This window comes from Streptomyces sp. NPDC002054, from assembly GCF_040296685.1.
Classification (GTDB): domain Bacteria; phylum Actinomycetota; class Actinomycetes; order Streptomycetales; family Streptomycetaceae; genus Streptomyces.
In genome coordinates, this window is sequence record NZ_JBEOXT010000024.1 from 1 (window position 1) to 20,337 (window position 20,337).

A 20,337-nucleotide genomic window follows, 5' to 3' on the forward strand; every position below is an offset into this window, starting at 1 on the left:
GTCAGGAGGCCGGGCAGAGCTCCGGGCTGAGTTCGGGGTCCTGGCGGAGCTTGCCGAGGGCGCGGGAGACGGCGCTCTTGACCGGTCTCGGCGGCGGGCTGTTCGCCTGTGCCGCCATGGTGCTGGCGGGCGGGATCGTCTGGCTGCTCTTCGACGCCTCGCTGACCGGGTACGGGGTGCTGTTCCTGCCGGTGGCCGCGGCGACGGCCGTCTGGGTGCGGCCCGCCGACCTGGTCACCGCGCCGGTCTCGGTCCCGATCGCCTTCGCCGTCGGCGTGTGGCCGATCGCCGGCGGGTCGGGCGGGGTCGGCGGGCAGGTGATGGGGGTGGTCACCGCCCTGTCCCTGCAGGCCGGCTGGCTGTACGCCGGAACGCTGGTCGCGGCGCTGATCGCGCTGGGGCGGCGGGCCGCGCTGAGCAACCGGCGGCGGATGGCCGCCGCCCGCCGCCTCCCTGCCTGAGCCGCCCGATCCCGCCTGACCCCGACCCCGCCTGCCCCTCCCCAGCGGGCCCGGGCCTCAGCCGCCCTGCCGGGCCGCCATCGCCGCGCCCACGATGCCCGCGTTGTTCTGGAGCACGGCCGGGACGATCTCGGCCCGGACCCCCTCGATCAGCGGCAGGAACTTCTCCGGCTTGCGGCTGACCCCGCCGCCCAGGATGAACAGGTCCGGGGAGAACAGCATCTCCACATGGGCCAGGTACTTCGACAGGCGGTGGGCCCACCGCTCCCAGGTCAGCTCCCCGTCCTCCTTCGCCTTCACCGAGGCCCGCTTCTCCGCGTCGTGGCCGTGCAGTTCCAGGTGCCCCAGCTCGCTGTTGGCGACCAGGTGCCCGTCGGTGAAGAGGGCGCTGCCGATGCCCGTGCCCAGGGTGAGCAGGATGACCGTACCGGTACGGCCGCGCCCGGCCCCGTACGTCATCTCGGCCACGCCCGCCGCGTCCGCGTCGTTGAGGACCGTGACCGGCAGCCCGTCCAGCCGGCCGGCGAGGAGCGCGCGGGCGTCCAGGCCGACCCACGCCTTGTCGACATTGGCGGCCGAACGGGTGATGCCGCCCGTGACGACCCCCGGGAAGGTGATCCCCACCGGGCCGGACCATTCGAAGTGCCGGACCACCTCCGCAACGCAGCCGGCCACCCCCTCGGGGGTGGCCGGCTGCGGTGTCAGTACCTTGTGGCGCTCGGCGGCGAGCTCTCCGCGCGCCAGGTCGACCGGTGCGCCCTTGATGCCGGAGCCGCCGATGTCCACGCCCATGATCTGCGTCGTCTGCATGGACATACCGTACGAAAGGAGTTACTCCCCGGCGACCAGTTCGGCCGCCTCGGCACGCAGGTCCTTGCGCAGTTCCTTGGGCAGGGAGAAGGTGATCGACTCCTCGGCGGTCTTCACCAGCTCGACGTCCGCGTAGCCGCGCTCCGCGAGCCAGGCCAGGACCTCCTCGACCAGGACCTCGGGGACGGAGGCACCCGAGGTGAGGCCGACCGTGGTGACGCCCTCCAGCCAGGCCTCGTCGATCTCGCTCGCGAAATCGACCAGATGGGCGGCGCGGGCGCCGGCGTCCTTGGCGACCTCGACCAGTCGGATGGAGTTCGAGGAGTTCTTCGAGCCGACCACGATGACCAGGTCGGAGTCCGCGCCCATCGCCTTGACCGCGGCCTGGCGGTTCGAGGTGGCGTAGCAGATGTCGTCGCTCGGCGGCGAGAGGAGCAGCGGGAACTTCGTCTTCAGCGCGTCGACCGTCTCCATGGTCTCGTCGACCGACAGGGTGGTCTGGGAGAGCCAGACGACCTTGGACTCGTCGCGGACGGTGACCTTGTCCACGTCGTGCGGGCCGTCGACGATCGTGATGTGGTCCGGAGCCTCGCCGGAGGTGCCGATGACCTCTTCGTGGCCCTCGTGGCCGATCAGGAGGATGTCGAAGTCCTCGTTGGCGTACCGGATGGCTTCCTTGTGCACCTTGGTGACCAGCGGGCAGGTCGCGTCGATGGTCGCGAGCCGGCCGCGGGCGGCCTCCTCGTGCACCACGGGCGCCACGCCGTGCGCGGAGAACATCACGATGTTGCCGGGGGGAACCTCTTCGGTGCGCTCGACGAAGATGGCGCCCTTCTTCTCCAGCGTCTGGACCACGTACTTGTTGTGCACGATCTCGTGCCGGACGTACACCGGGGCGCCGTACTGCTCGAGGGCCTTCTCGACGGCGATCACGGCGCGGTCCACGCCCGCGCAGTAGCCACGGGGGGCGGCGAGGAGGACACGGCGACGGGATGCGGGAGCAGTCATACGCACATCGTACGGCCGCGTCGATGGGCGCGAAGATCGGTCCGCCGACAGAGACTGGGGCACACCCCTGTTCCCCTCGCCCCCCGGAGGAAGCCATGGCGCAGGTCCGGGCGGCGGTCCGGGGCGAGGACGGGCAGCTGCGGCGGAGCCTGGGGTTCCGGGATCTGGTGGTGTACGGCCTGCTGTTCATCGCGCCGATGGCCCCGGTTGGCATCTTCGGCACCCTGGACGCCGCGTCGCACGGCGCCGTCGCGCTGGTCTACCTGTGCGCGACCGTGGCCATGGCCTTCACCGCCTTCAGCTACGCGCAGATGGTGCAGGTGGCCCCGCAGGCCGGGTCGGTGTACACCTACGCCCGCACCGGGCTCGGCGAGGGGCCGGGCCTGATCGCCGGCTGGATGGCGATGCTGGACTACCTGCTCATCCCGGCCGTCGCCTACCTGTTCTCCGGGATCGCGATGAACGCGCTGGTGCCGGAGGTGTCGCGGTGGGTGTGGACGGCGCTGGCGGTGGTGGTGACCACGCTGCTGAACCTGTGGGGCGTACGGGCGGCTGCGCGGGTCGGCTTCGCGGTGCTGGCCATGGAGATCCTGGTGCTCCTGGTGTTCCTGGTGTCCGCGGTGACGGTGCTGGTCCGGGACGGGGCGCAGCGCGGCTGGCTGTCCCCGCTGACCGGGGACGGCTCGATGGGCTTCGGCATGGCGGCCGTACTGGGCGCGGTGTCGGTGGCGGTGCTGTCGTACCTGGGCTTCGACGCGATCGTGTCCTTCGCCGAGGAGGCCACCGGAGGGTCGCGGCGGGTGGCCCGGGCGGTGCTGTGCTGTCTGGGGCTGACCGGGGTGCTGTTCATCGCCCAGACCTATCTGGCGGCGCTGCTGAGCCCGGTGTCCGCGGCCGGGCTGGCGGCGGATCCGGCCCTGCAGGGGCCCGCCTTCTACGACGCGGTGGAGTCTTCGGTCGGAACCTGGCTGCACGATCTGGTGGCGGTCAGCAAGGCGATCGGGGCGGCCTTCGCGGCGCTGGCCGGGCAGGCGGCGGCCGGGCGGCTGCTGTTCGCGATGGCCCGGGACCGGCGGCTGCCGCACCTGCTGGCCCGCACCTCGGGCGGCACTCCACGGGTGGCGCTGCTGGTCGCGGCCACGGTCACGCTGATCGCCGCGGTGTGGGCGGCCCGCCGGGACGACGGGCTGGACCACCTGGTGTCGGTGGTGGCCATCGGTGCGCTGGTGGCATTCACCCTGCTGCATGCCTCGGTGGTGGGCTGGTTCTGGGTGAAGCGGGGCGGGGAGCGGGCGGGCGAGGGGCCGCCGAGCCGGTGGAAGCACCTGGTGGTCCCGGTGCTGGGCGCAGCGGTGACGGTCGCGGTGATCGTCGAGGCCGCGTGGACGGCCCAGCTGGTGGGGGCCCTCTGGCTGGCGGTGGGGCTGGGGGTGCTGTTCGCCCAGCGCGGGCGACGCGCGGTTCCTCCTGGAGAGGAACCCAAGGGCAGTGTCGGTGGCGCCGGTTAGCCTGCCTGCATGGGTCTGAATACGTCGGCCGAGGCGCCGCTGCCCGTCGGCCAGGTGTCCCGGCTCATCGGGGGCTGGATCGAGCGGCTCGGGCAGGTGTGGGTGGAGGGGCAGATCACCCAGCTGTCGCGGCGGCCGGGTGCGGGGGTGGTCTTTCTGACCCTGCGCGACCCGTCGCACGACATCTCGGTGAGCGTGACCTGCTACCGGCAGGTGTTCGACGAGGTCGGGGACGCGGTGGCGGAGGGCGCGCGGGTCGTCGTCCTGGCGAAACCGGAGTGGTATGCGCCGCGCGGCCAGCTGTCCCTGCGGGCCACCGAAATACGGCCGGTGGGCATCGGCGAGCTGCTGGCCCGGCTGGAGCGGCTGAAGCGCTCGCTGGCCGCCGAGGGGCTGTTCGCGCTGGACCGGAAGAAACCGTTGCCGTTCCTGCCGCAGCTGATCGGGCTGGTGGTGGGGCGGGCCTCGGCGGCCGAGCGGGATGTGCTGGAGAACGCCCGGCGGCGCTGGCCGGCGGTCCGCTTCGAGGTGCGCAACGTCGCCGTGCAGGGGGTGCACGCGGTGCCCCAGGTGGTCCAGGCGGTCAAGGAGCTGGACGCGCTCGACGAGGTCGACGTGATCATCGTGGCGCGGGGTGGCGGCAGCGTGGAGGATCTGCTGCCGTTCTCCGACGAGCAGGTCGTACGGGCGGTCGCCGCGGCCCGCACCCCGGTGGTGTCGGCGATCGGGCACGAGCCGGACTCCCCGCTGCTGGACCTGGTCGCCGACCTGCGGGCGTCCACCCCGACCGACGCCGCGAAGAAGGTGGTCCCGGACGTCGGGGAGGAGCTGGAGCGGGTGCGGCAGCTGCAGGGCCGCGCACTGCGCGCCGTCCGGGGCCTGCTGGACCGGGAGGAGCGGGGGCTGGCGCATGCGCTGGCCCGTCCGGTCTTCGTACATCCGCAGCGGATGGTGGAGACCCGGCAGGACGAGCTGGAGGCGCTGCTGGCGCGCAGCCGCCGCACGCTGGGGCACCTGCTGGACCGGGCGGAGTCGGAGCTGACGCACACCCACGCCCGGGTGGTGGCGCTGTCCCCGGCGGCGACGCTGGAGCGCGGTTATGCGGTGCTCCAGCGGGCGGACGGGCATGTGGTGCGGTCGCCGGAGGATGTCTCAGCGGGCGATGTGCTGCGGGCGCGGGTGGCGGAGGGGGAGCTGACGGTGGGGGTTTTCCAGCCGGCCGGCCCGCTCGCCCGTGACGACGCCGGGTGACGACGCCGGGCGACAACGCCGAGTGACGACACACTCACGCAATATTTTGGTTGCACTACACACATAAGGTGGCAGGAATGGCCGAGCCGACTACGGCGCTGGGATACGAGCAGGCCCGCGACGAGCTCATCGAGGTCGTGCGGAAGCTGGAGGCGGGCGGCACCTCGCTGGAGGACTCGCTCGCGCTCTGGGAGCGCGGCGAGGAGCTGGCACAGGTCTGCCGCCACTGGCTGGAGGGGGCCCGGGCCCGTCTGGACTCGGCGCTGGCGGCACGGGAAGCGGCAGATGCCGGCGGCTCCGAGGACGACTGAGCCCGCCGGAGCGACGGCTGAGGCCGGGGCGGGGGCGGATGTGATGCGCCCCACACGCATAGCGCATTAGTTGAACTTTCATCTATCTCGCCGTAGTGTCAGGGACATCGCTTCACCTCCGCATGTATGGAAGAAGGCTTTCCGATGTCCCTCGTTCTCGACGCCGCCGCCCAGGACCTGCTGTTCCGCGAGGCCCGCACCGCGAACTCGTTCACCGACGAGCCGGTGACCGAGGAGCAGGTCCAGGCGATCTACGACCTGGTGAAGTACGGCCCGACCGCCTTCAACCAGACCCCGCTGCGCATCACCCTGGTCCGCTCCCCCGAGGCCCGCGAGCGCCTGGTGAAGCACATGTCCGAGGGCAACCAGGCCAAGACCGCCGCCGCGCCGCTGGTCGCGATCCTCTCCGCGGACAACGAGTTCCATGAGGAGCTCCCGCAGCTGTTCCCGCACTTCCCGCAGGCCAAGGACGCGTTCTTCAGCGAGCGCCCGGTCCGCGAGCAGTCCGCCGTGCTGAACGCCGCCCTGCAGGCCGCGTACTTCATCGTCGGCGTGCGCGCCGCCGGCCTGGCCGCCGGCCCGATGACCGGCCTGGACTTCTCCGGCCTCCAGAAGGAGTTCCTGGACGGCGACCACACCCCGCTGATGGTGATCAACATCGGCAAGCCGGCCGAGGGCGCCTGGTTCGACCGCTCCCCGCGCCTGGACTACGACCAGGTCATCACGACCGTCTGAGTCACCCCGCACCCCGTACGCGCATACGGCGAAGGCCGCCCCGGACATCCGGGGCGGCCTTCGCCGTATGTACCTATAAGCGCGAGGGGCGGCGGTCAGGCCTTCTTGAACTCCAGCGCCGCCGCCATCTTCGCCAGCTGCTCGAAGGAGGCCGTGCCGGTCACCACCGTCACATGCCCCTGCTCCGCCCGCACCAGCGCGTCGTACTTCGGCCCGTCCCAGCGCTCCCAGGTCACATCGCCGACCTGCTGCTTCTGCCCGGTGGCGGTCGCCTGCTGGGTCACCTTCGCCAGGTACGCCGCGGAGGGGTCGCTGGATTGCTCGACCGCCACGTACTGGTTGTCCGGGTCCAGGAAGCCCAGGTGCCAGGCATGGGCGTCCTTCTTCTGGTACGTCACCGAGGTCGCCCGCCACTCCTGCGGCAGGCCCACCGGCGCGGCCAGCGGGTACGGGGCCGCCCGCCGGGCGGTGATGGTCTCGACCCGGTAGTCGACGACGCGCGTCGGGTCGGCCTTGTCGTCATGGGGAAGGAAGATGTAGATCCCCCCGACGACGATGCCGATCAACGTCAGCGACCGGACCATGTCCCAGATCGTCTGCTTGCCTTTCATACCTGCCACGCACCTATCGTCCCGCACCGCCCGGACGATCAAGGACAGGGGTCCGCTCCGGACAATCCCGCGTCCGATATGCCGCTCATACGTGACCCCCTCTGCTCAATATGTCGACGTACCGATAGAGTTCCAGGACCCTCACTTCCCGGCCGTCGTCGTACAGAAAGGTGCGCTCCGATGACCGAGCACAACCTGCCGCCCCAACTCGAGGTCTCTCCAGAGGCCCCCGACCGCAACCTCGCCATGGAACTCGTCCGGGTGACCGAGGCCGCTGCCATGGCCGCCGGCCGCTGGGTCGGGCGCGGCGACAAGATCGGCGCCGACAACGCCGCGGTCAACGCAATGCGCACCCTGATCTCCACCGTCTCGATGAACGGCGTCGTCGTCATCGGCGAGGGCGAGAAGGACGAAGCCCCCATGCTCTTCAACGGCGAGCGGGTCGGCGACGGCACCGGCGCCGAGGTGGACATCGCCGTCGACCCGATCGACGGCACCACGCTCAACGCCAAGGGCATGCCGAACGCCATCGCCGTCCTGGCCGCCGCCGACCGCGGCACCATGTTCGACCCGTCCGCGGTCTTCTACATGGACAAGCTGGTCACCGGCCCCGAGGCCGCCGACTTCGTCGACATCAACGCCCCGGCCTCGGTGAACATCCGCCGGGTCGCCAAGGCGAAGGGCATGCACCCCGAGGACGTCACGGTCGTCATCCTGGACCGCCCCCGCCACGAGGGCATCGTCAAGGAGATCCGCGAGACCGGCGCGCGCATCAAGTTCATCTCCGACGGCGATGTCGCCGGCTCCATCATGGCCGTCCGCGAGGACACCGGCGTGGACCTGCTCCTCGGCATCGGCGGCACCCCCGAGGGCATCATCTCCGCCTGCGCCATAAAGTGCCTGGGCGGTGTCATCCAGGGCAAGCTGTGGCCGAAGGACGACGCCGAGCGGCAGCGGGCCCTCGACGCCGGCCACGACCTGGACCGCGTCCTGACCACCAACGACCTGGTGTCCGGCGAGAACGTGTTCTTCGTCGCCACCGGCATCACCGACGGCGAGCTGCTGCGCGGCGTGCGCTACCGGTCCCAGACCGCGTCCACGTCGTCGCTGGTCATGCGCTCCAAGTCGGGCACCATCCGGCAGATCGACTCCACCCACCGTCTGTCGAAGCTGCGCGCCTACAGCGCGATCGACTTCGACCGCGCGCAGTAGGAGTAGGCCGAGGGCTGCGCGACGACGCGCGAAGGGCGGTCCCCTGTGCGGTGGGACCGCCCTTTCGTCGTGTGCGGACGACTCGCTCGCCGGCCGGGCCCGGGGCGCGTGCGCTCGTACGCCGTGCGCTCGTACGCCGTGCGCCGTACGCTCGTACGCCGCTCAGCCCGCGGCGGCGATGGGCCCGGCGCCCGGGCTCTGGCGCAGCTCGGCGGCCCGCCGGCGCATCCGCGCCAGCACCACCCGGCGCTCGGCGGCGGTGAGCCCGCCCCACACCCCGTACGGCTCGGGCTGGAGCAGCGCGTGCTCGCGGCAGGCGACCATGACCGGGCAGCGGGCGCAGACCCGCTTGGCGGCCTCCTCGCGCGACAGCCGGGCCGCGGTCGGCTCCTTGGAAGGGGCGAAGAACAGTCCCGCCTCGTCCCGGCGGCACACCGCCTCCGCATGCCATGGGCCGTCCTCTTCCCTCGACGGCACCCGCGACTTCGGCACAGCGATGGCGGCTACCTGCAGGGACTGATGCGGCGGATGCTGCACGGTCTACTCCTGACGACGTATGACGACGTATTCACGAGCCGAGAGACGATGCACCTGTCCCTACCCGCTGTACGCGGCCATATGCACCCCGTGCGGCGAACCGGCCGGGAAGTGGCCGGGAACCAGTCGGTAGCTAGTTGTGGTGCTTGTGGCGCATCCGGTGCGCCAGGTCGACCAGCCGGGCGCCCGGCTTGGGCCGGGCCTCGATGCTGCCGAGCAGGGCGAATCCCCGCACGACCACAACCGGGGCCTGCGGATCGGTCTCGCCGCGGGACTCCCCGCGGATGTCGAAATTGCCGAGGATGCCGTTGCCGAATCCGCGCAGCGTGACGTTTTCCGGCACCAGGATCTCGGCAGTGCCCAGGATGCAGGTCACATGGAGCTCGGTGAGCTGCTGCTCGAACACCGCTTCGGTGAGGTCGATGGTGACGTCGCCCATGACGGCCACGGCGCGGGTCCGCGGGCCCGGCCGCCATCGGCCCCGGCGGGACGAGCCGCTGCACACCGAGATCACGTTCTCGGTGTAGTCGCCGGTGTTCCCGCCGGGCGGCCCGGCGGGGAGGCCGCCGGCCGGGCCTGCCGGGAGGTCCCGGACCAGCGCCTCCAGCTCGCCGACGGTCTTCACGGCGTACAGCGCGTCCAGGCGTTCGGAGTGTTCCTCGGCGGTCAGCCGGCCCTCCGCGACGGCATCGCCGAGGATGTTCGCGATCCGGTCGCGATCGGCGTCCGAGGCGCGGAGTTGGGCGGGAGCGGCAGGGGCGGCAGAGTGCTTGTCCAGGTCCACACGGCCAGCATAGCCAAACACGATAGATCGCGATACTGCCGCATCCTGCTGCGTTCGTGTCGAGTGAGCCTTACCTCACAGACAAGGGCCCGGGGCGAGGACCTACGCTGGATGACTGCGCTGCCAATAGGTCGTCAGCGCTGTCTGCCGAGTGAGGAATGGCCACAATGCCGGAGTTCGCGTACACCGACCTGCTCCCCCTGGGAGAGGACCAGACTCCCTACCGACTGGTGACGTCCGAGGGCGTGTCCACGTTCGAGGCGGACGGCCGTACCTTCCTCAAGGTGGAGCCGGAGGCGCTGCGCAAACTGGCCGAAGAGGCCATCCACGACATCCAGCACTTCCTGCGCCCGGCCCACCTGGCGCAGCTGCGGCGGATCATCGACGACCCCGAGGCCTCCTCGAACGACAAGTTCGTCGCCCTCGACCTGCTCAAGAACGCGAACATCGCGGCGGCCGGCGTGCTGCCGATGTGCCAGGACACCGGCACCGCGATCGTGATGGGCAAGCGCGGCCAGAACGTGCTCACCGAGGGCGGCGACGAGGAGGCGCTCTCCCGCGGCATCTACGACGCCTACACCCGCCTCAACCTCCGCTACTCGCAGATGGCCCCGCTGACCATGTGGGAGGAGAAGAACACCGGCTCGAACCTGCCCGCGCAGATCGAGCTGTACGCCACCGACGGCGGCGCGTACAAGTTCCTCTTCATGGCCAAGGGCGGCGGCTCGGCCAACAAGTCCTTCCTCTACCAGGAGACGAAGGCCGTCCTGAACGAAGCCTCGATGATGAAGTTCCTCGAGGAGAAGATCCGCTCGCTGGGCACCGCGGCCTGCCCGCCCTACCACCTGGCGATCGTGGTGGGCGGCACCTCGGCCGAGCACGCCCTGAAGACGGCGAAGTACGCCTCCGCGCACTACCTGGACGAGCTCCCGACCGAGGGCTCCCCGCTGGGCCACGGCTTCCGCGACCTGGATCTGGAGCAGCAGGTCTTCGAGCTCACCCAGAAGATCGGCATCGGCGCACAGTTCGGCGGCAAGTACTTCTGCCACGACGTGCGCGTGGTCCGCCTCCCGCGCCACGGCGCGTCCCTCCCGGTCGCCATCGCGGTGTCCTGCTCCGCGGACCGCCAGGCCACCGCGAAGATCACCGCCGAGGGCGTCTTCCTGGAGCAGCTGGAGCGGGACCCGGCGCGGTTCCTGCCGGAGACCGAGGACGTGCACCTGTCGGGCGGCGAGGTCGTGAACATCGACCTCAACCAGCCGATGGCGGACATCCTCGCCACCCTGAGCAAGCACCCGGTCAAGACCCGCCTGTCCCTGACCGGCCCGCTGGTCGTGGCGCGCGACATCGCGCACGCGAAGATCAAGGAGCGGCTGGACGCGGGCGAGGAGATGCCGCAGTACCTCAAGGACCACCCGGTGTACTACGCCGGCCCGGCGAAGACCCCGGAGGGCTACGCCTCCGGCTCCTTCGGCCCGACCACGGCCGGCCGCATGGACTCGTACGTCGAGCAGTTCCAGGCAGCAGGCGGCTCCAAGGTCATGCTGGCGAAGGGCAACCGCTCGGCCCAGGTGACGAACGCGTGCGGCACGCACGGCGGCTTCTACCTGGGCTCGATCGGCGGCCCCGCGGCCCGGCTCGCCCAGGACTGCATCAAGAAGGTCGAGGTCGTCGAGTACGAGGAGCTCGGCATGGAGGCGGTCTGGAAGATCGAGGTCGAGGACTTCCCGGCATTCATCGTCGTGGACGACAAGGGCAACGACTTCTTCCAGAACCCGGCCCCGGAACCGACCTTCACCCACATCCCGGTCCGCGGCCCGGGCCTGGCCTGACCCCGGCAGCAACACCTGCTGAGAGCCCCTGGCGCCCCCGCCGGGGGCTCTTGCCGTTGGCAGGTGTGGACCTATCGCGCCGGTTTCCTGTTCCGGAAACTCGAACCCCTTGTTCCTCGGGGGCAAGGGCCGCGAGCATCGGAGGCGACACCCGACGACAAGGGGCAGGCCGTGAAGCTGACGCGACTGGTAGGCGAGTGCGACGAGGGCGAGTGCCCGACCATCTACGCCACGGACCGGGGAACCCTCGCCATTCAGGGGGACCGCGTGGCTGACCACGGGCTGGAGCTTCCGGCTCACGAAACCATGGTGGAAATCCCTGTTGAGCTCATCCGAAAGGCCATTCGTGACAACCTCATCTAAGACGCTGGGGGCCTGGTTCGAAGACTTCGGCCGGGAAGCGTTCCGGCTGGAGACTCTGGACGACTACAGCAAGTCGGGCGGCGTTGACGCCTACCGCGCATTCCTTGCCGGTGAGCCACAGCCGGAGGACTACAAGACGGCTGGATGGATGACGACGGTCGGGGACGCAGTCGCAACGGGCAAGCGAATCTACCGCGTGCACATCCTCGCCCGCCCGCTGACGGATTATCTGCGGTTCGAACTCTCTTGGGGCTACCGTCGCAACATGACAGCCGGGGAAGAGTTCTTCATCCTGGATACGACCACCCAGGAAAACCCGATCCCGGATGCGCCGGACTTCTGGCTCTTTGATGAGCGAGTCATCGGAGCCATGAACTACGACGGGGAGGGTAAGTACCTGGGCGCCGATTTCCTCGGAGAAGATCAGCTGTCTAGGTTCTTGGCGTACAGGGACACGGCCATGGCCCAGGCCGCGCCTTTCGCCGATTGGTGGGCGAAGTACGGCGAGTGAACAAATCCAGCCTTGGGTCAGCGCTGCGGGAACTGCGACAGTCTTCCGGAATGGAAGCGAAAGCGGTTGCCCGCGGCGCTGCCATGTCTCGTTCCAAGCTCTCCAAGATTGAGAACGGAAACACAGCTCCGAGCGTCACCGAGGTTGACCGCATCCTCACCGTCATAGGCGTGTCGGATGAGGTAAAGGCCGAGTACATGGCTGTGGCCAGAGAGGCGGCCACGGAGGTCACAGCGTGGCGACTTATTCGACGCCTGGGCTACAGCCGCAAACAACAACAGGTGCAGGCCCTCGAATCACAGACAAGGCTGCTACGCCTGTTTCAGCCCTCGCTCATTCCCGGTCTGCTTCAGACTCCCGAATACGTGCGGGCGGTTTTTGCTCGAAGGAATCTGACAGAAGCACAGTTGGAGAGCACCATCGGCGCGAGGCTGGCGCGGCAAAGTGTCCTGTACTCGGAAGAGAAGGCCTTCCGTTTCATCATCACCGAATCGGTCCTCCGGTGGCGCATTCTTCCGGCCTTGGTGATGATGGGGCAGCTGGACCGACTGATCTCCGTCTCTCGGCTACCCAATGTAGATATCCGCATCGTCGCACTGTCTGCCCCGCAAGTGGATTTTCCAGGCCACTCGTTCTCCATCAAGGATGACCGCACGGTGACCATCGAGACGGTCCACGCGGAAACAGTGGTAACCGATCCCAGGGACGTTGTCCTCTACGTATCCAAGTTCGAAGGATTCAGCGGGACCGCCGTTGCCGGTGACGACATGCGGTCCCTGATCGAAGGAATCCGAGACGAGCTTTTGCGCGAACAGGAAACCGGCTAGAACCTCGCTCTGCCTCCGGCCACCATTGGGTGAAGATTCCCGGAGACAGCGGCGAAGAGGTGCGCAATGGCAACCAAGACGGACGAGTGGGAGTACGTGACCTACGCACCCCCTGGCCACAAGTGTTCGGCCTGTCTGCGGTTTGTTGAGCCGCTCGACCCCGTACGTCGAGGCACCATCGAGCGCGCTTCCGGTCCGCCGGTGGTGGTCTACCGGCACTCGGGGAAATGCCCCGGTCGACCAAGGAGGAACCAGTGAGCGGAAAGCACAGCGGCGGTACGGGCAGCGGTCAGGGTGGGAGTCAGCAGGACGACGGCAGCAGTGGGCGCGGGCACGGGGGTGGTGGCTCGGAGACGAGCGGCGGGAACTCCTCCGACGGCTCCGGCCCCAGCCCCGCGAAGAAGTAGGTCTGATGGCTGCGCGCGCAGAAGGGGCGAGCCCGCAGGGGCTCGGCTCCGCGCTCGTTGAGTCGGGCGCTCTGCGCTCCGATTGGCTGCCGACGTACCAGGCAGTCCCCCGAGACCTGTTCGTGCCCGAGCGCATCTGGCCGGGCATCCCGGACGGCACCCGGCAGAACCCGTTGGTGGACCGCACCACGGACCCCGACGCCTGGTTCCGCGCGGTGTTCTCCGACATCCCTCTCACCACGCAGTGGGACGACGGCGACCATGCGGGTGACGGCCTCGGCGCGACCCCGAGCAGTTCCAGTTCCCAACCACGCATGGTGTTCTCGATGCTGGCCGATCTCGATGTCAGGGACGGCCATCGGGTCCTCGAGATCGGTACGGGTACGGGGTGGAACGCGGGTCTGCTCTCGCACCGGCTCGGGTCGGGGAACGTGGTCTCCGTCGAGTTCGACCCCGCGGTGGCCGAGGGTGCGGGCGAGAACCTTCGGGGGGCCGGCCTGTCCCCGCTGGTGATCGTGGGAGACGGCCGGCTGGGCTACGCGGGAGGTGCGCCGTACGACCGTGTCATTGCGACGTGCTCCATCGGTGAGGTTCCCGCCGCATGGGTCGAGCAGACCGTTGCCGGCGGGGTCGTCGTCGCCCCCTGGGGGACGTAGTACGGGGGCGAGGCCATCGCCCGCCTGACCGTGAACGACGACGGCACGGCGAGTGGTCGTTTCACCCGTTCCAGTGCCTTCATGCGCCTACGGCAGCAGCGCATGAACCAGCCCCCGCATGGCGAGTACCTCAAGGGGCGGGAATGGCCCGCAAGCGGCGATAGAAGCACGACGACGTTGTCGCCCGCCGATGTCGGCGGGTGGTTGGAGCAGTTCGTGATCGGGCTCCGCATGCCAGGGGCGTTCTGGGCGGTGGAGCGCTACGACGACGGCGCGTACACCCTGTGGACGTACAGCACGGACACGAAGGCGTGGGCCTCGGCCGACTATGTGCCGGAGCGGCAGGAGTACGAGGTGGTCCAGTCCGGCGCCCGCCGGCTGTGGGACGAGACAGAAGCCGCCTACCGCTGGTGGGAAGAGCAAGGGCGACCCGGATTCGATCGCTTCGGCCTAACGGCAGACACCAACGGTGGACGGGCGTGGCTCGACTCCCCGGGCAACCCCGCAGCGGTTCACCGCCGGGCATAGCGGCTAGGAGGCGGGGAGTCCGGTCAGCAGGGCGGCCTCGACCGGTGTGGCCTCGAAGCCGTCCGCCCTGGCGCGGCTCAGTTCCGCCATGGACAGGTGCATGACCTCGCGGATGGTCTTGAGCGGAACGCCGTCGGGGCCGCCCACGCGGACCCGGACCGTGCCCTCCACGGCGATGATCCGCGCGCGGACATGTTCGGGGGCCGGGCCCCATGCCCCGCCGCAGGCCTGGATCACGTACCGGGGGCAGTACTCCTGTTCCTCCCAGCGCAGCCGTCCGTCGACCACGCGCTGCCACGCCTCGATCACGCAGTCGTCGCAGGGTTCGCAGTGCAATGTCACGAACTGTTCGGCCATCCGTGCAGCATCCTGCACCGGGCGGGCCACCGCATCCGGTTAACGTCTGCTGTATGACTCAGGCAACCCTCGGGCGCAACGGCGTCCGCGTCATCGCCCATCGCGGCGCCTCCCACGACCACCCCGAGCACACCCTCGCCGCCTACCGGCAGGCCATCGCCGATGGTGCGGACGCGCTGGAGTGCGATGTGCGGCTCAGTGCCGACGGGCGGCTGGTCTGTGTGCATGACCGGCGGGTGGAGCGGACCTCCGACGGGCAGGGCGTGGTGTCGGCTCTGACGTACGAGGAACTGGCCGCGCTCGACTTCGGCGGGTGGAAGGGGGAATCGCACCGGGGAGCGCGGGTGCTGCTCTTCGAGGAGCTGTTGCAGGAGGCGCTGGGGGCCGGGCGGCCCGTCGGGCTGGCCGTCGAGACCAAGCACCCGACCCGGGCCGGCGGCCGGCTGGAGGCCGAGCTTGTGCGCATGCTCAGGGCGTACGGGCTGGCCGACGGGGCGAGTGGCCTGGTCGAGGTGATGAGCTTCTCCCGGAACGCGCTGACCCGGCTGCACCGGCTGGCGCCCGGGCTGCCCGCCGTGTACCTGATGGAGCGGCGGCTGCGGCCGGTCCGGCCGCCCTTCGCCGGGCATGCCGGGCCCGGTATCGAGCTGGTGCGGCAGGACCCCGGGCTGGTGGCGCGGCTGCACGCGAAGGGGCTGCGGGTGCGAGTGTGGACGGTGGACGAGCCGGCGGATGTGGAGCTGTGCCTGCGGCTCGGCGTGGACACCCTGATCACCAACCGGCCGCGGGAGGTCCGGGAGATGGTCTCCGGGCTGCTCGCCGACCGGTAGGAGCGGGCTTGTAGCCGGGACGGGCTCTGCCGTTCGGCGGAGGCGGCCGGTGCAGGTCCGCCGATCGGCAGATGGAGCCGGCCGGGCTCCGGGACGAAGCTGGTGGCACACCCGAACGGGGTGTCCAACCAGGGGAGTTCACATGCGTATCCGTACCGTCGCTCTGCCCGCCGTCGCGCTGGCCGCCGTCGCGTCGCTGGTGGCCGCCGCCCCCGCGCCGGCCGCGCCGCCCGCGTCGACCGACGCGACCGCGCGTACCGCCTCGGTGCACGGCGGGGGACGGATCTTCTACCCGTACTCCGCCACCCACGAGATCCGGTTCACGGTCGAGGCCGAGGGCGCGCCGTGGAGCAGGCCGTACCCGGGCACGAAGCTGGAGAAGGGCTCGCCCACCGACGCCCGCGGCCGGGTGACGATCCATCACCGGGTGCCCGCCTCCGAGACGGAGGACGGCAAGGAGTTCACCGCCGTGTCCGTGGCCAGGGTGGACTGCCTCGTCACGGGCAACCGGTCGGCCACCCTGACCGCCGTCGTCGAGACCTCGAACGTCGGGACAGCGGGTGAGCGGATCGGCATCAGCATCGAGGACGGTCGCGGCCGGGAGCCGGACCGGTTGGGCTTCTCCTGGGGCGTGGGCAACGCCCACGTGGTGGAGGGCAAGCTCGTGCAGCCCGACACCGGGACCTGCATGGCTCCGGCGGCCTTCGCCCGGGTCGTCGAGGGCGGGTTCAAGGTGGCCGCGGCCCCGCTGGCGCCCCAGCCTCGGTAAGGACCCTGAGAAACGTGACATCCGGCCGGGGTGCGCCGGCCGGATGTGGGGGGTGTGCGGGGGCGGGCGGTTACGCGAAGCTCTGGTTCGCGGAGCCGTTGCAGGGCTGGAGCCGGAGCGGGTCCTTCGCCGCCGCGACCGTCAGGCACATGCCCGGCGCAGCCGCCGGCCGGAGGGTGGCTCCGTCGCGGACGAAGTTCTGGTTGGCGCCGCCGTGGCAGTTCCAGAGGATCAGGGCGGTGCCCGCACCGTAGGCGGCGCCCGGTGCGTCCAGGCAGCGGTCGTGGGTGAGCTCGACGTGCACGGACTGCTGCGTGCCGTCGTACCACCAGCCCTGGTTGCGACCGCCGTGGCAGTCCCAGCCCAGGATCGCGGTGTTGTTGGCGCTGGCGCCGCCCTTGGCGTCCAGGCAGGTGCCCGTCGCCTGGTTCTTCAGCGGCTTGTACAGGTCGTCCCAGGCGCCGGCGGTCAGCACCGGGGTGCCGGTGGAGGCCGGGTCGGCGCAGGAGGCCTCGCGCAGCCCGGAGGCGTAGAACTGGGTGAGGCAGGACGCGAAGGCGGCGTGGCCGCGGGCGTTGGGGTGGAAGGACTGGCGGGCGGTGTTCTCGTCCCAGGGGAAGTGGTCCCCGAGGTCCAGGTACAGGCCGCGGGCCCAGGTGTTCTCCATGCACACCTCGTGGCCGTGGAACAGCCGCGAGTTGTCCAGGTAGACCGCGCCGGAGTTGCGGGCGGCCTCCCGCATGCCCTTCTCGAAGGTGGGCACGGCGTAGTTGCGGCCCCAGGTGGCGTCGGAGTCGTAGCCGGCGCAGCCGCCCGGCAGCTTGCCGGGGAAGCTGGGGTTGTCGTAGAAGTCGGGGCCGATGGGGCTGGGGTAGCCCATCACGACCAGCTTGTAGTCGGAGTCGGCGTAGCCGGCGTCGCGCATGACCGTCTTGAGGTCGGCGACGGTCGCCTCGACCTTGGGGCGGAGGCCGTCGACCCGGGCCTGCCAGCCGGGGGCGTACTTCGGCTCGCAGGTGCCCTGGCTGAGCACCCAGCGGGTCACACAGTCCGTCATGACCGGCCCGAACTGGAGGTCGTCGTTGGCTCCGGCGACCAGCAGCACCATCTTGATCTTTGTGTTGCGGGCCTTGATCGCAAGGCTGTCGCTCTGCACCAGCTCGTCGGCGTACTGCTTGCTGCCGCCGATCCGGATGTTGCCCGTGTAGCCGCCGGAGCAGGACACGTTGAAGGTGAGGTCGGCCTGGATGCCGGTCCGGTGGATCGCGGCGTCGGGCGAGCGGTGGCACTGGTTGTTCGGCGTGTTGGTCGGCGGGTCGTAGTTGCCCACGCCCTCGCCCGAGATCTCGCTGTCGCCGAGCGAGATGAGCCCGGTCTTGCGCTGGTTCAGCGGGCGGATCGCGGAGTCGCCGTAGATCTTCACCGCTTCGGCGGCCCGGACGGCCTCCAGCTCCGGCGGGAGCGGGGTGACGGCCGCGGCGGGCGCGGCGGGTGTTTGGGCCGTGGCGGGCGCAGGGGCCGCCTGGGCCATGGGGGTGATGGCGGTGACGCCCCCGAGGGCGGCCGCGAACGCCGCGAGTGCGGCGAAGGTAGATCTGAGTCTGGGTTTGGTACGCGTCATGGACGCCTCCCCGGTGTCAGTGTTACCCCCGGTATTTACTGGCCGGTAGGGGACTTGGGAACACTTCGAACACGACAATTGCTCAACTTTTTGAGGAGGCCACACACATGACCGACGATCAGTTCCGCATCGAGCACGACTCCATGGGCGAGGTGCGGGTTCCCGCACACGCCCGCTGGCGGGCCCAGACCCAGCGCGCGGTGGAGAACTTCCCCATCTCCGGGCAGCGCCTGGAGCGCGCCCACATCGCCGCCCTGGCCGAGATCAAGGCTGCCGCCGCCCGGGTCAACGTCCGGCTCGGGGTGCTCGATGCGGACATCGGCGAGGCCATCGCGGGCGCCGCCGCGGAGGTCGCCGAAGGCCGCTGGGACGACCACTTCCCGGTGGACGTCTTCCAGACCGGCTCCGGCACCTCGTCCAATATGAACGCCAACGAGGTGATCGCGACCCTGGCGACCGAGCGGCTCGGCCGCGAGGTCCACCCCAACGACCACGTCAACGCCTCGCAGAGCTCCAACGACGTGTTCCCGTCCTCCGTCCACATCGCCGCCACCGCGGCGGTCACGGGCGAGCTGATCCCCGCCCTGGAGCACCTCGCCACCGCCCTGGAACACAAGTCGGCCGAGTTCGCCGAGGTGGTCAAGGCCGGCCGGACGCATCTGATGGACGCCACACCCGTCACCCTGGGCCAGGAGTTCGGCGGGTACGCCGCCCAGATCCGCTACGGCGTCGAGCGGCTGCACGCCGCCCTGCCCCGGCTCGCCGAGCTGCCGCTGGGCGGGACCGCCGTGGGCACCGGGATCAACACCCCGCCCGGATTCTCCGCGGCCGTGATCACCGAAGTGGCCGCGGCCACCGGGCTGGCCCTCACCGAGGCCCGGAACCACTTCGAGGCCCAGGGCGCGCGGGACGCGCTGGTGGAGACCTCCGGCATGCTCCGGACCATCGCGGTCTCCCTCACCAAGATCTGCAACGATCTCCGCTGGATGGCCTCCGGCCCGCGCACCGGATTGGCCGAAATCAATCTGCCGGATCTCCAGCCGGGGTCCTCGATCATGCCCGGAAAGGTCAATCCGGTGGTCCCGGAGGCCGTGCTCATGGTCGCCGCGCAGGTGACCGGGAACGACACGACCCTCACCGTGGCGGGCGCGTCCGGCAACTTCGAACTCAATGTGATGCTCCCCGTGATGGCCCGCAACCTGCTCGAATCCGTACGCCTGCTCGGCGCGGCGAGCCGCCTGCTGGCCGACCGGACGGTCGCCGGAATCACCGCGAACGCGGACCGGGCCAGGGAGTACGCCGAGTCCTCGCCCTCCGTGGTGACCCCGCTGAACCGGTACATCGGCTACGAGGAGGCGGCCAAGGTCGCCAAGAAGTCGCTCGCGGAACGGAAGACCATCCGGGAGGTGGTGCTCGAGTCCGGCTACATCGAGCGCGGCGACCTCACCCTCGAGGAACTCGACCGGGCCCTTGACGTGCTGCGCATGACCCACCCCTGAGCGGGGGCCGAATTTCGGTCATTTCTCGGCCCGCACCCGACCGTGACCTGCACCGCAGCGGGTCCACAGGGCCCCGCCCTAAGATCTGCGCATGACAGGTACCGACGCGCGGGACGCGCAGGGCACGCACTGGGCGCCCGGGGAGCACATCCTCTGGCGCTATCGCGACCATGCGCCCGGCCTGAAGGGCCAGGTGCACATCTGCCGGCCGGTCACCGTGGTCCAGGACACGGACGAGCTGCTGGCCGTGTGGATGGCCCCGGGGACCGAATGCGTCAAACCCGTCCTGGCCGACGGCACTCCGGTGCACGAGGAGCCGCTCGCCACCCGCTACACCACCCCGCGCACCACGGTCCGCTCGCAGTGGTTCGGGGCCGGGGTGCTGAAACTGGCCCGGCCCGGCGAGCCGTGGTCGGTGTGGCTGTTCTGGGGCGACGACTGGGAGTTCCGCAGCTGGTACGTGAACCTCGAGTCGCCGCGGGTGCGATGGGACGGCGGGGTGGACTCCGAGGACCACTTCCTCGACATCTCCGTCTACCCGGACCGCACCTGGATGTGGCGGGACGAGGACGAGTTCGCGCAGGCCCAGCGGTCCGGGCTGATCAGCCCGGAGGAGGCGGCCCGCGTGCGTGCGGCGGGCCGCGCCGCGGTGGACGTGATCAAGGCCTGGGGGCCGCCATTTTCCTCCGGCTGGCAGGACTGGCGACCCGATCCGAACTGGGAAATTCCGGTGCTGCCGGAAGGCTGGGACCGCACTCCGGCGCATATGACCTCATGAGACCCTTGATGCGCCCCCGGGGTTCAAACGTAGGATCGTCCTCCGCAAGGCTGCGTAATTGTCATGCTGCGCGCGGGACTTGGTAACGAGCGGGACGCGGTACCCGAGGGTGACGGTGCCCTCGCCGCTGA

The 20,337-nt window shown here is 70.2% G+C and carries 24 protein-coding genes; 17 read left to right on the top strand and 7 right to left on the bottom strand.

What is annotated here, in order from left to right; translation table 11 throughout:
- A partial coding sequence (locus ABT123_RS21890) for a DUF6542 domain-containing protein (RefSeq protein WP_502971014.1) occupies window positions 1-461 on the top strand: 461 nt, incomplete at its 5' end.
- Window positions 462-518: 57 nt separating this feature from the next.
- On the opposite strand, the gene ppgK is transcribed toward ABT123_RS21890, so the two are convergent.
- Window positions 519-1,271, bottom strand: coding sequence for a polyphosphate--glucose phosphotransferase (ppgK, locus tag ABT123_RS21895; RefSeq protein ID WP_351317172.1), 753 nt, complete (start codon window positions 1,269-1,271; stop codon window positions 519-521).
- A gap of 21 nt (window positions 1,272-1,292) precedes the next feature.
- Window positions 1,293-2,279 carry a 4-hydroxy-3-methylbut-2-enyl diphosphate reductase gene (locus ABT123_RS21900; RefSeq protein ID WP_351317175.1) on the bottom strand — a complete coding sequence of 329 codons (987 nt, stop codon included), beginning with the start codon at window positions 2,277-2,279 and terminating at the stop codon, window positions 1,293-1,295.
- A 95-nt stretch (window positions 2,280-2,374) separates the two neighbouring features.
- On the opposite strand from ABT123_RS21900, the gene ABT123_RS21905 reads away from it, so the two are divergent.
- The 4 genes from ABT123_RS21905 to ABT123_RS21920 all read left to right on the top strand — a co-directional run bounded on the left by ABT123_RS21905 (window position 2,375) and on the right by ABT123_RS21920 (window position 6,084).
- A complete protein-coding gene (locus tag ABT123_RS21905; protein ID WP_351317178.1) occupies window positions 2,375-3,787 on the top strand; it encodes an APC family permease in 1,413 nt (470 codons plus the stop codon).
- A 9-nt stretch (window positions 3,788-3,796) separates the two neighbouring features.
- On the top strand, window positions 3,797-5,038 hold the full coding sequence (gene xseA / locus ABT123_RS21910) for an exodeoxyribonuclease VII large subunit (protein ID WP_351317181.1): 1,242 nt from the start codon (window positions 3,797-3,799) through the stop codon (window positions 5,036-5,038).
- 77 nt (window positions 5,039-5,115) lie between these two features.
- Window positions 5,116-5,349 (top strand): exodeoxyribonuclease VII small subunit, encoded by a 234-nt coding sequence (locus ABT123_RS21915; protein WP_351317184.1) that lies wholly within the window; start codon window positions 5,116-5,118, stop codon window positions 5,347-5,349.
- A gap of 144 nt (window positions 5,350-5,493) precedes the next feature.
- Complete coding sequence (locus ABT123_RS21920; protein WP_351317187.1) at window positions 5,494-6,084, top strand: malonic semialdehyde reductase; 591 nt, start codon at window positions 5,494-5,496, stop codon at window positions 6,082-6,084.
- 95 nt (window positions 6,085-6,179) lie between these two features.
- Here ABT123_RS21920 and ABT123_RS21925 read toward each other — a convergent pair whose 3' ends face one another.
- The gene (locus tag ABT123_RS21925) at window positions 6,180-6,695 is read right to left on the bottom strand and encodes a DUF4245 domain-containing protein (protein ID WP_351317537.1); all 516 of its coding nucleotides are present in this window, start codon (window positions 6,693-6,695) and stop codon (window positions 6,180-6,182) included.
- 180 nt (window positions 6,696-6,875) lie between these two features.
- Between ABT123_RS21925 and glpX the strand changes: the two genes are divergently transcribed.
- The gene (glpX, locus tag ABT123_RS21930; protein WP_351317190.1) at window positions 6,876-7,907 is read left to right on the top strand and encodes a class II fructose-bisphosphatase; all 1,032 of its coding nucleotides are present in this window, start codon (window positions 6,876-6,878) and stop codon (window positions 7,905-7,907) included.
- Window positions 7,908-8,069: 162 nt separating this feature from the next.
- Here glpX and ABT123_RS21935 read toward each other — a convergent pair whose 3' ends face one another.
- Together ABT123_RS21935 and ABT123_RS21940 are read right to left on the bottom strand one after the other, a co-directional pair.
- Entirely contained in the window at window positions 8,070-8,444 is a 375-nt protein-coding gene (locus ABT123_RS21935) for a WhiB family transcriptional regulator (protein ID WP_351317193.1), read from the bottom strand.
- A 133-nt stretch (window positions 8,445-8,577) separates the two neighbouring features.
- The gene (locus ABT123_RS21940) at window positions 8,578-9,228 is read right to left on the bottom strand and encodes a DUF1707 SHOCT-like domain-containing protein (protein ID WP_351317196.1); all 651 of its coding nucleotides are present in this window, start codon (window positions 9,226-9,228) and stop codon (window positions 8,578-8,580) included.
- 167 nt (window positions 9,229-9,395) lie between these two features.
- Between ABT123_RS21940 and ABT123_RS21945 the strand changes: the two genes are divergently transcribed.
- From ABT123_RS21945 to ABT123_RS21975, 7 genes are all read left to right on the top strand, one after another.
- Window positions 9,396-11,060, top strand: coding sequence for a fumarate hydratase (locus tag ABT123_RS21945; RefSeq protein WP_351317199.1), 1,665 nt, complete (start codon window positions 9,396-9,398; stop codon window positions 11,058-11,060).
- Between the two features lie 171 nt (window positions 11,061-11,231).
- A complete protein-coding gene (locus ABT123_RS21950; RefSeq protein WP_351317202.1) occupies window positions 11,232-11,423 on the top strand; it encodes a hypothetical protein in 192 nt (63 codons plus the stop codon).
- Window positions 11,407-11,934, top strand: coding sequence for a DUF6879 family protein (locus ABT123_RS21955; RefSeq protein WP_351317205.1), 528 nt, complete (start codon window positions 11,407-11,409; stop codon window positions 11,932-11,934). The genes ABT123_RS21950 and ABT123_RS21955 overlap by 17 nt, the downstream gene beginning before the upstream one ends.
- Before the next feature lie 23 nt (window positions 11,935-11,957).
- Entirely contained in the window at window positions 11,958-12,761 is an 804-nt protein-coding gene (locus ABT123_RS21960; protein WP_351317540.1) for a helix-turn-helix domain-containing protein, read from the top strand.
- 254 nt (window positions 12,762-13,015) lie between these two features.
- The gene (locus ABT123_RS21965; protein WP_351317208.1) at window positions 13,016-13,168 is read left to right on the top strand and encodes a hypothetical protein; all 153 of its coding nucleotides are present in this window, start codon (window positions 13,016-13,018) and stop codon (window positions 13,166-13,168) included.
- Between the two features lie 5 nt (window positions 13,169-13,173).
- Entirely contained in the window at window positions 13,174-13,824 is a 651-nt protein-coding gene (locus ABT123_RS21970) for a methyltransferase domain-containing protein (RefSeq protein ID WP_351317211.1), read from the top strand.
- A 30-nt stretch (window positions 13,825-13,854) separates the two neighbouring features.
- A complete protein-coding gene (locus ABT123_RS21975; protein ID WP_351317214.1) occupies window positions 13,855-14,352 on the top strand; it encodes a hypothetical protein in 498 nt (165 codons plus the stop codon).
- Between the two features lie 3 nt (window positions 14,353-14,355).
- Here the strand turns inward: ABT123_RS21975 and ABT123_RS21980 are convergent, their stop codons facing one another.
- Complete coding sequence (locus tag ABT123_RS21980) at window positions 14,356-14,709, bottom strand: hypothetical protein (protein ID WP_351317217.1); 354 nt, start codon at window positions 14,707-14,709, stop codon at window positions 14,356-14,358.
- 53 nt (window positions 14,710-14,762) lie between these two features.
- Between ABT123_RS21980 and ABT123_RS21985 the strand changes: the two genes are divergently transcribed.
- Together ABT123_RS21985 and ABT123_RS21990 are read left to right on the top strand one after the other, a co-directional pair.
- Complete coding sequence (locus tag ABT123_RS21985) at window positions 14,763-15,539, top strand: glycerophosphodiester phosphodiesterase (protein WP_351317220.1); 777 nt, start codon at window positions 14,763-14,765, stop codon at window positions 15,537-15,539.
- Window positions 15,540-15,681: 142 nt separating this feature from the next.
- The gene (locus ABT123_RS21990; RefSeq protein WP_351317223.1) at window positions 15,682-16,308 is read left to right on the top strand and encodes a hypothetical protein; all 627 of its coding nucleotides are present in this window, start codon (window positions 15,682-15,684) and stop codon (window positions 16,306-16,308) included.
- Between the two features lie 70 nt (window positions 16,309-16,378).
- Here the strand turns inward: ABT123_RS21990 and ABT123_RS21995 are convergent, their stop codons facing one another.
- Window positions 16,379-17,929, bottom strand: coding sequence for a ricin-type beta-trefoil lectin domain protein (locus tag ABT123_RS21995; protein ID WP_351317226.1), 1,551 nt, complete (start codon window positions 17,927-17,929; stop codon window positions 16,379-16,381).
- A 107-nt stretch (window positions 17,930-18,036) separates the two neighbouring features.
- Between ABT123_RS21995 and ABT123_RS22000 the strand changes: the two genes are divergently transcribed.
- Entirely contained in the window at window positions 18,037-19,428 is a 1,392-nt protein-coding gene (locus ABT123_RS22000) for a class II fumarate hydratase (RefSeq protein ID WP_351317229.1), read from the top strand.
- 91 nt (window positions 19,429-19,519) lie between these two features.
- On the top strand, window positions 19,520-20,206 hold the full coding sequence (gene fomD, locus ABT123_RS22005; RefSeq protein WP_351317231.1) for a cytidylyl-2-hydroxypropylphosphonate hydrolase: 687 nt from the start codon (window positions 19,520-19,522) through the stop codon (window positions 20,204-20,206).
- Window positions 20,207-20,337 lie beyond the last annotated feature (131 nt).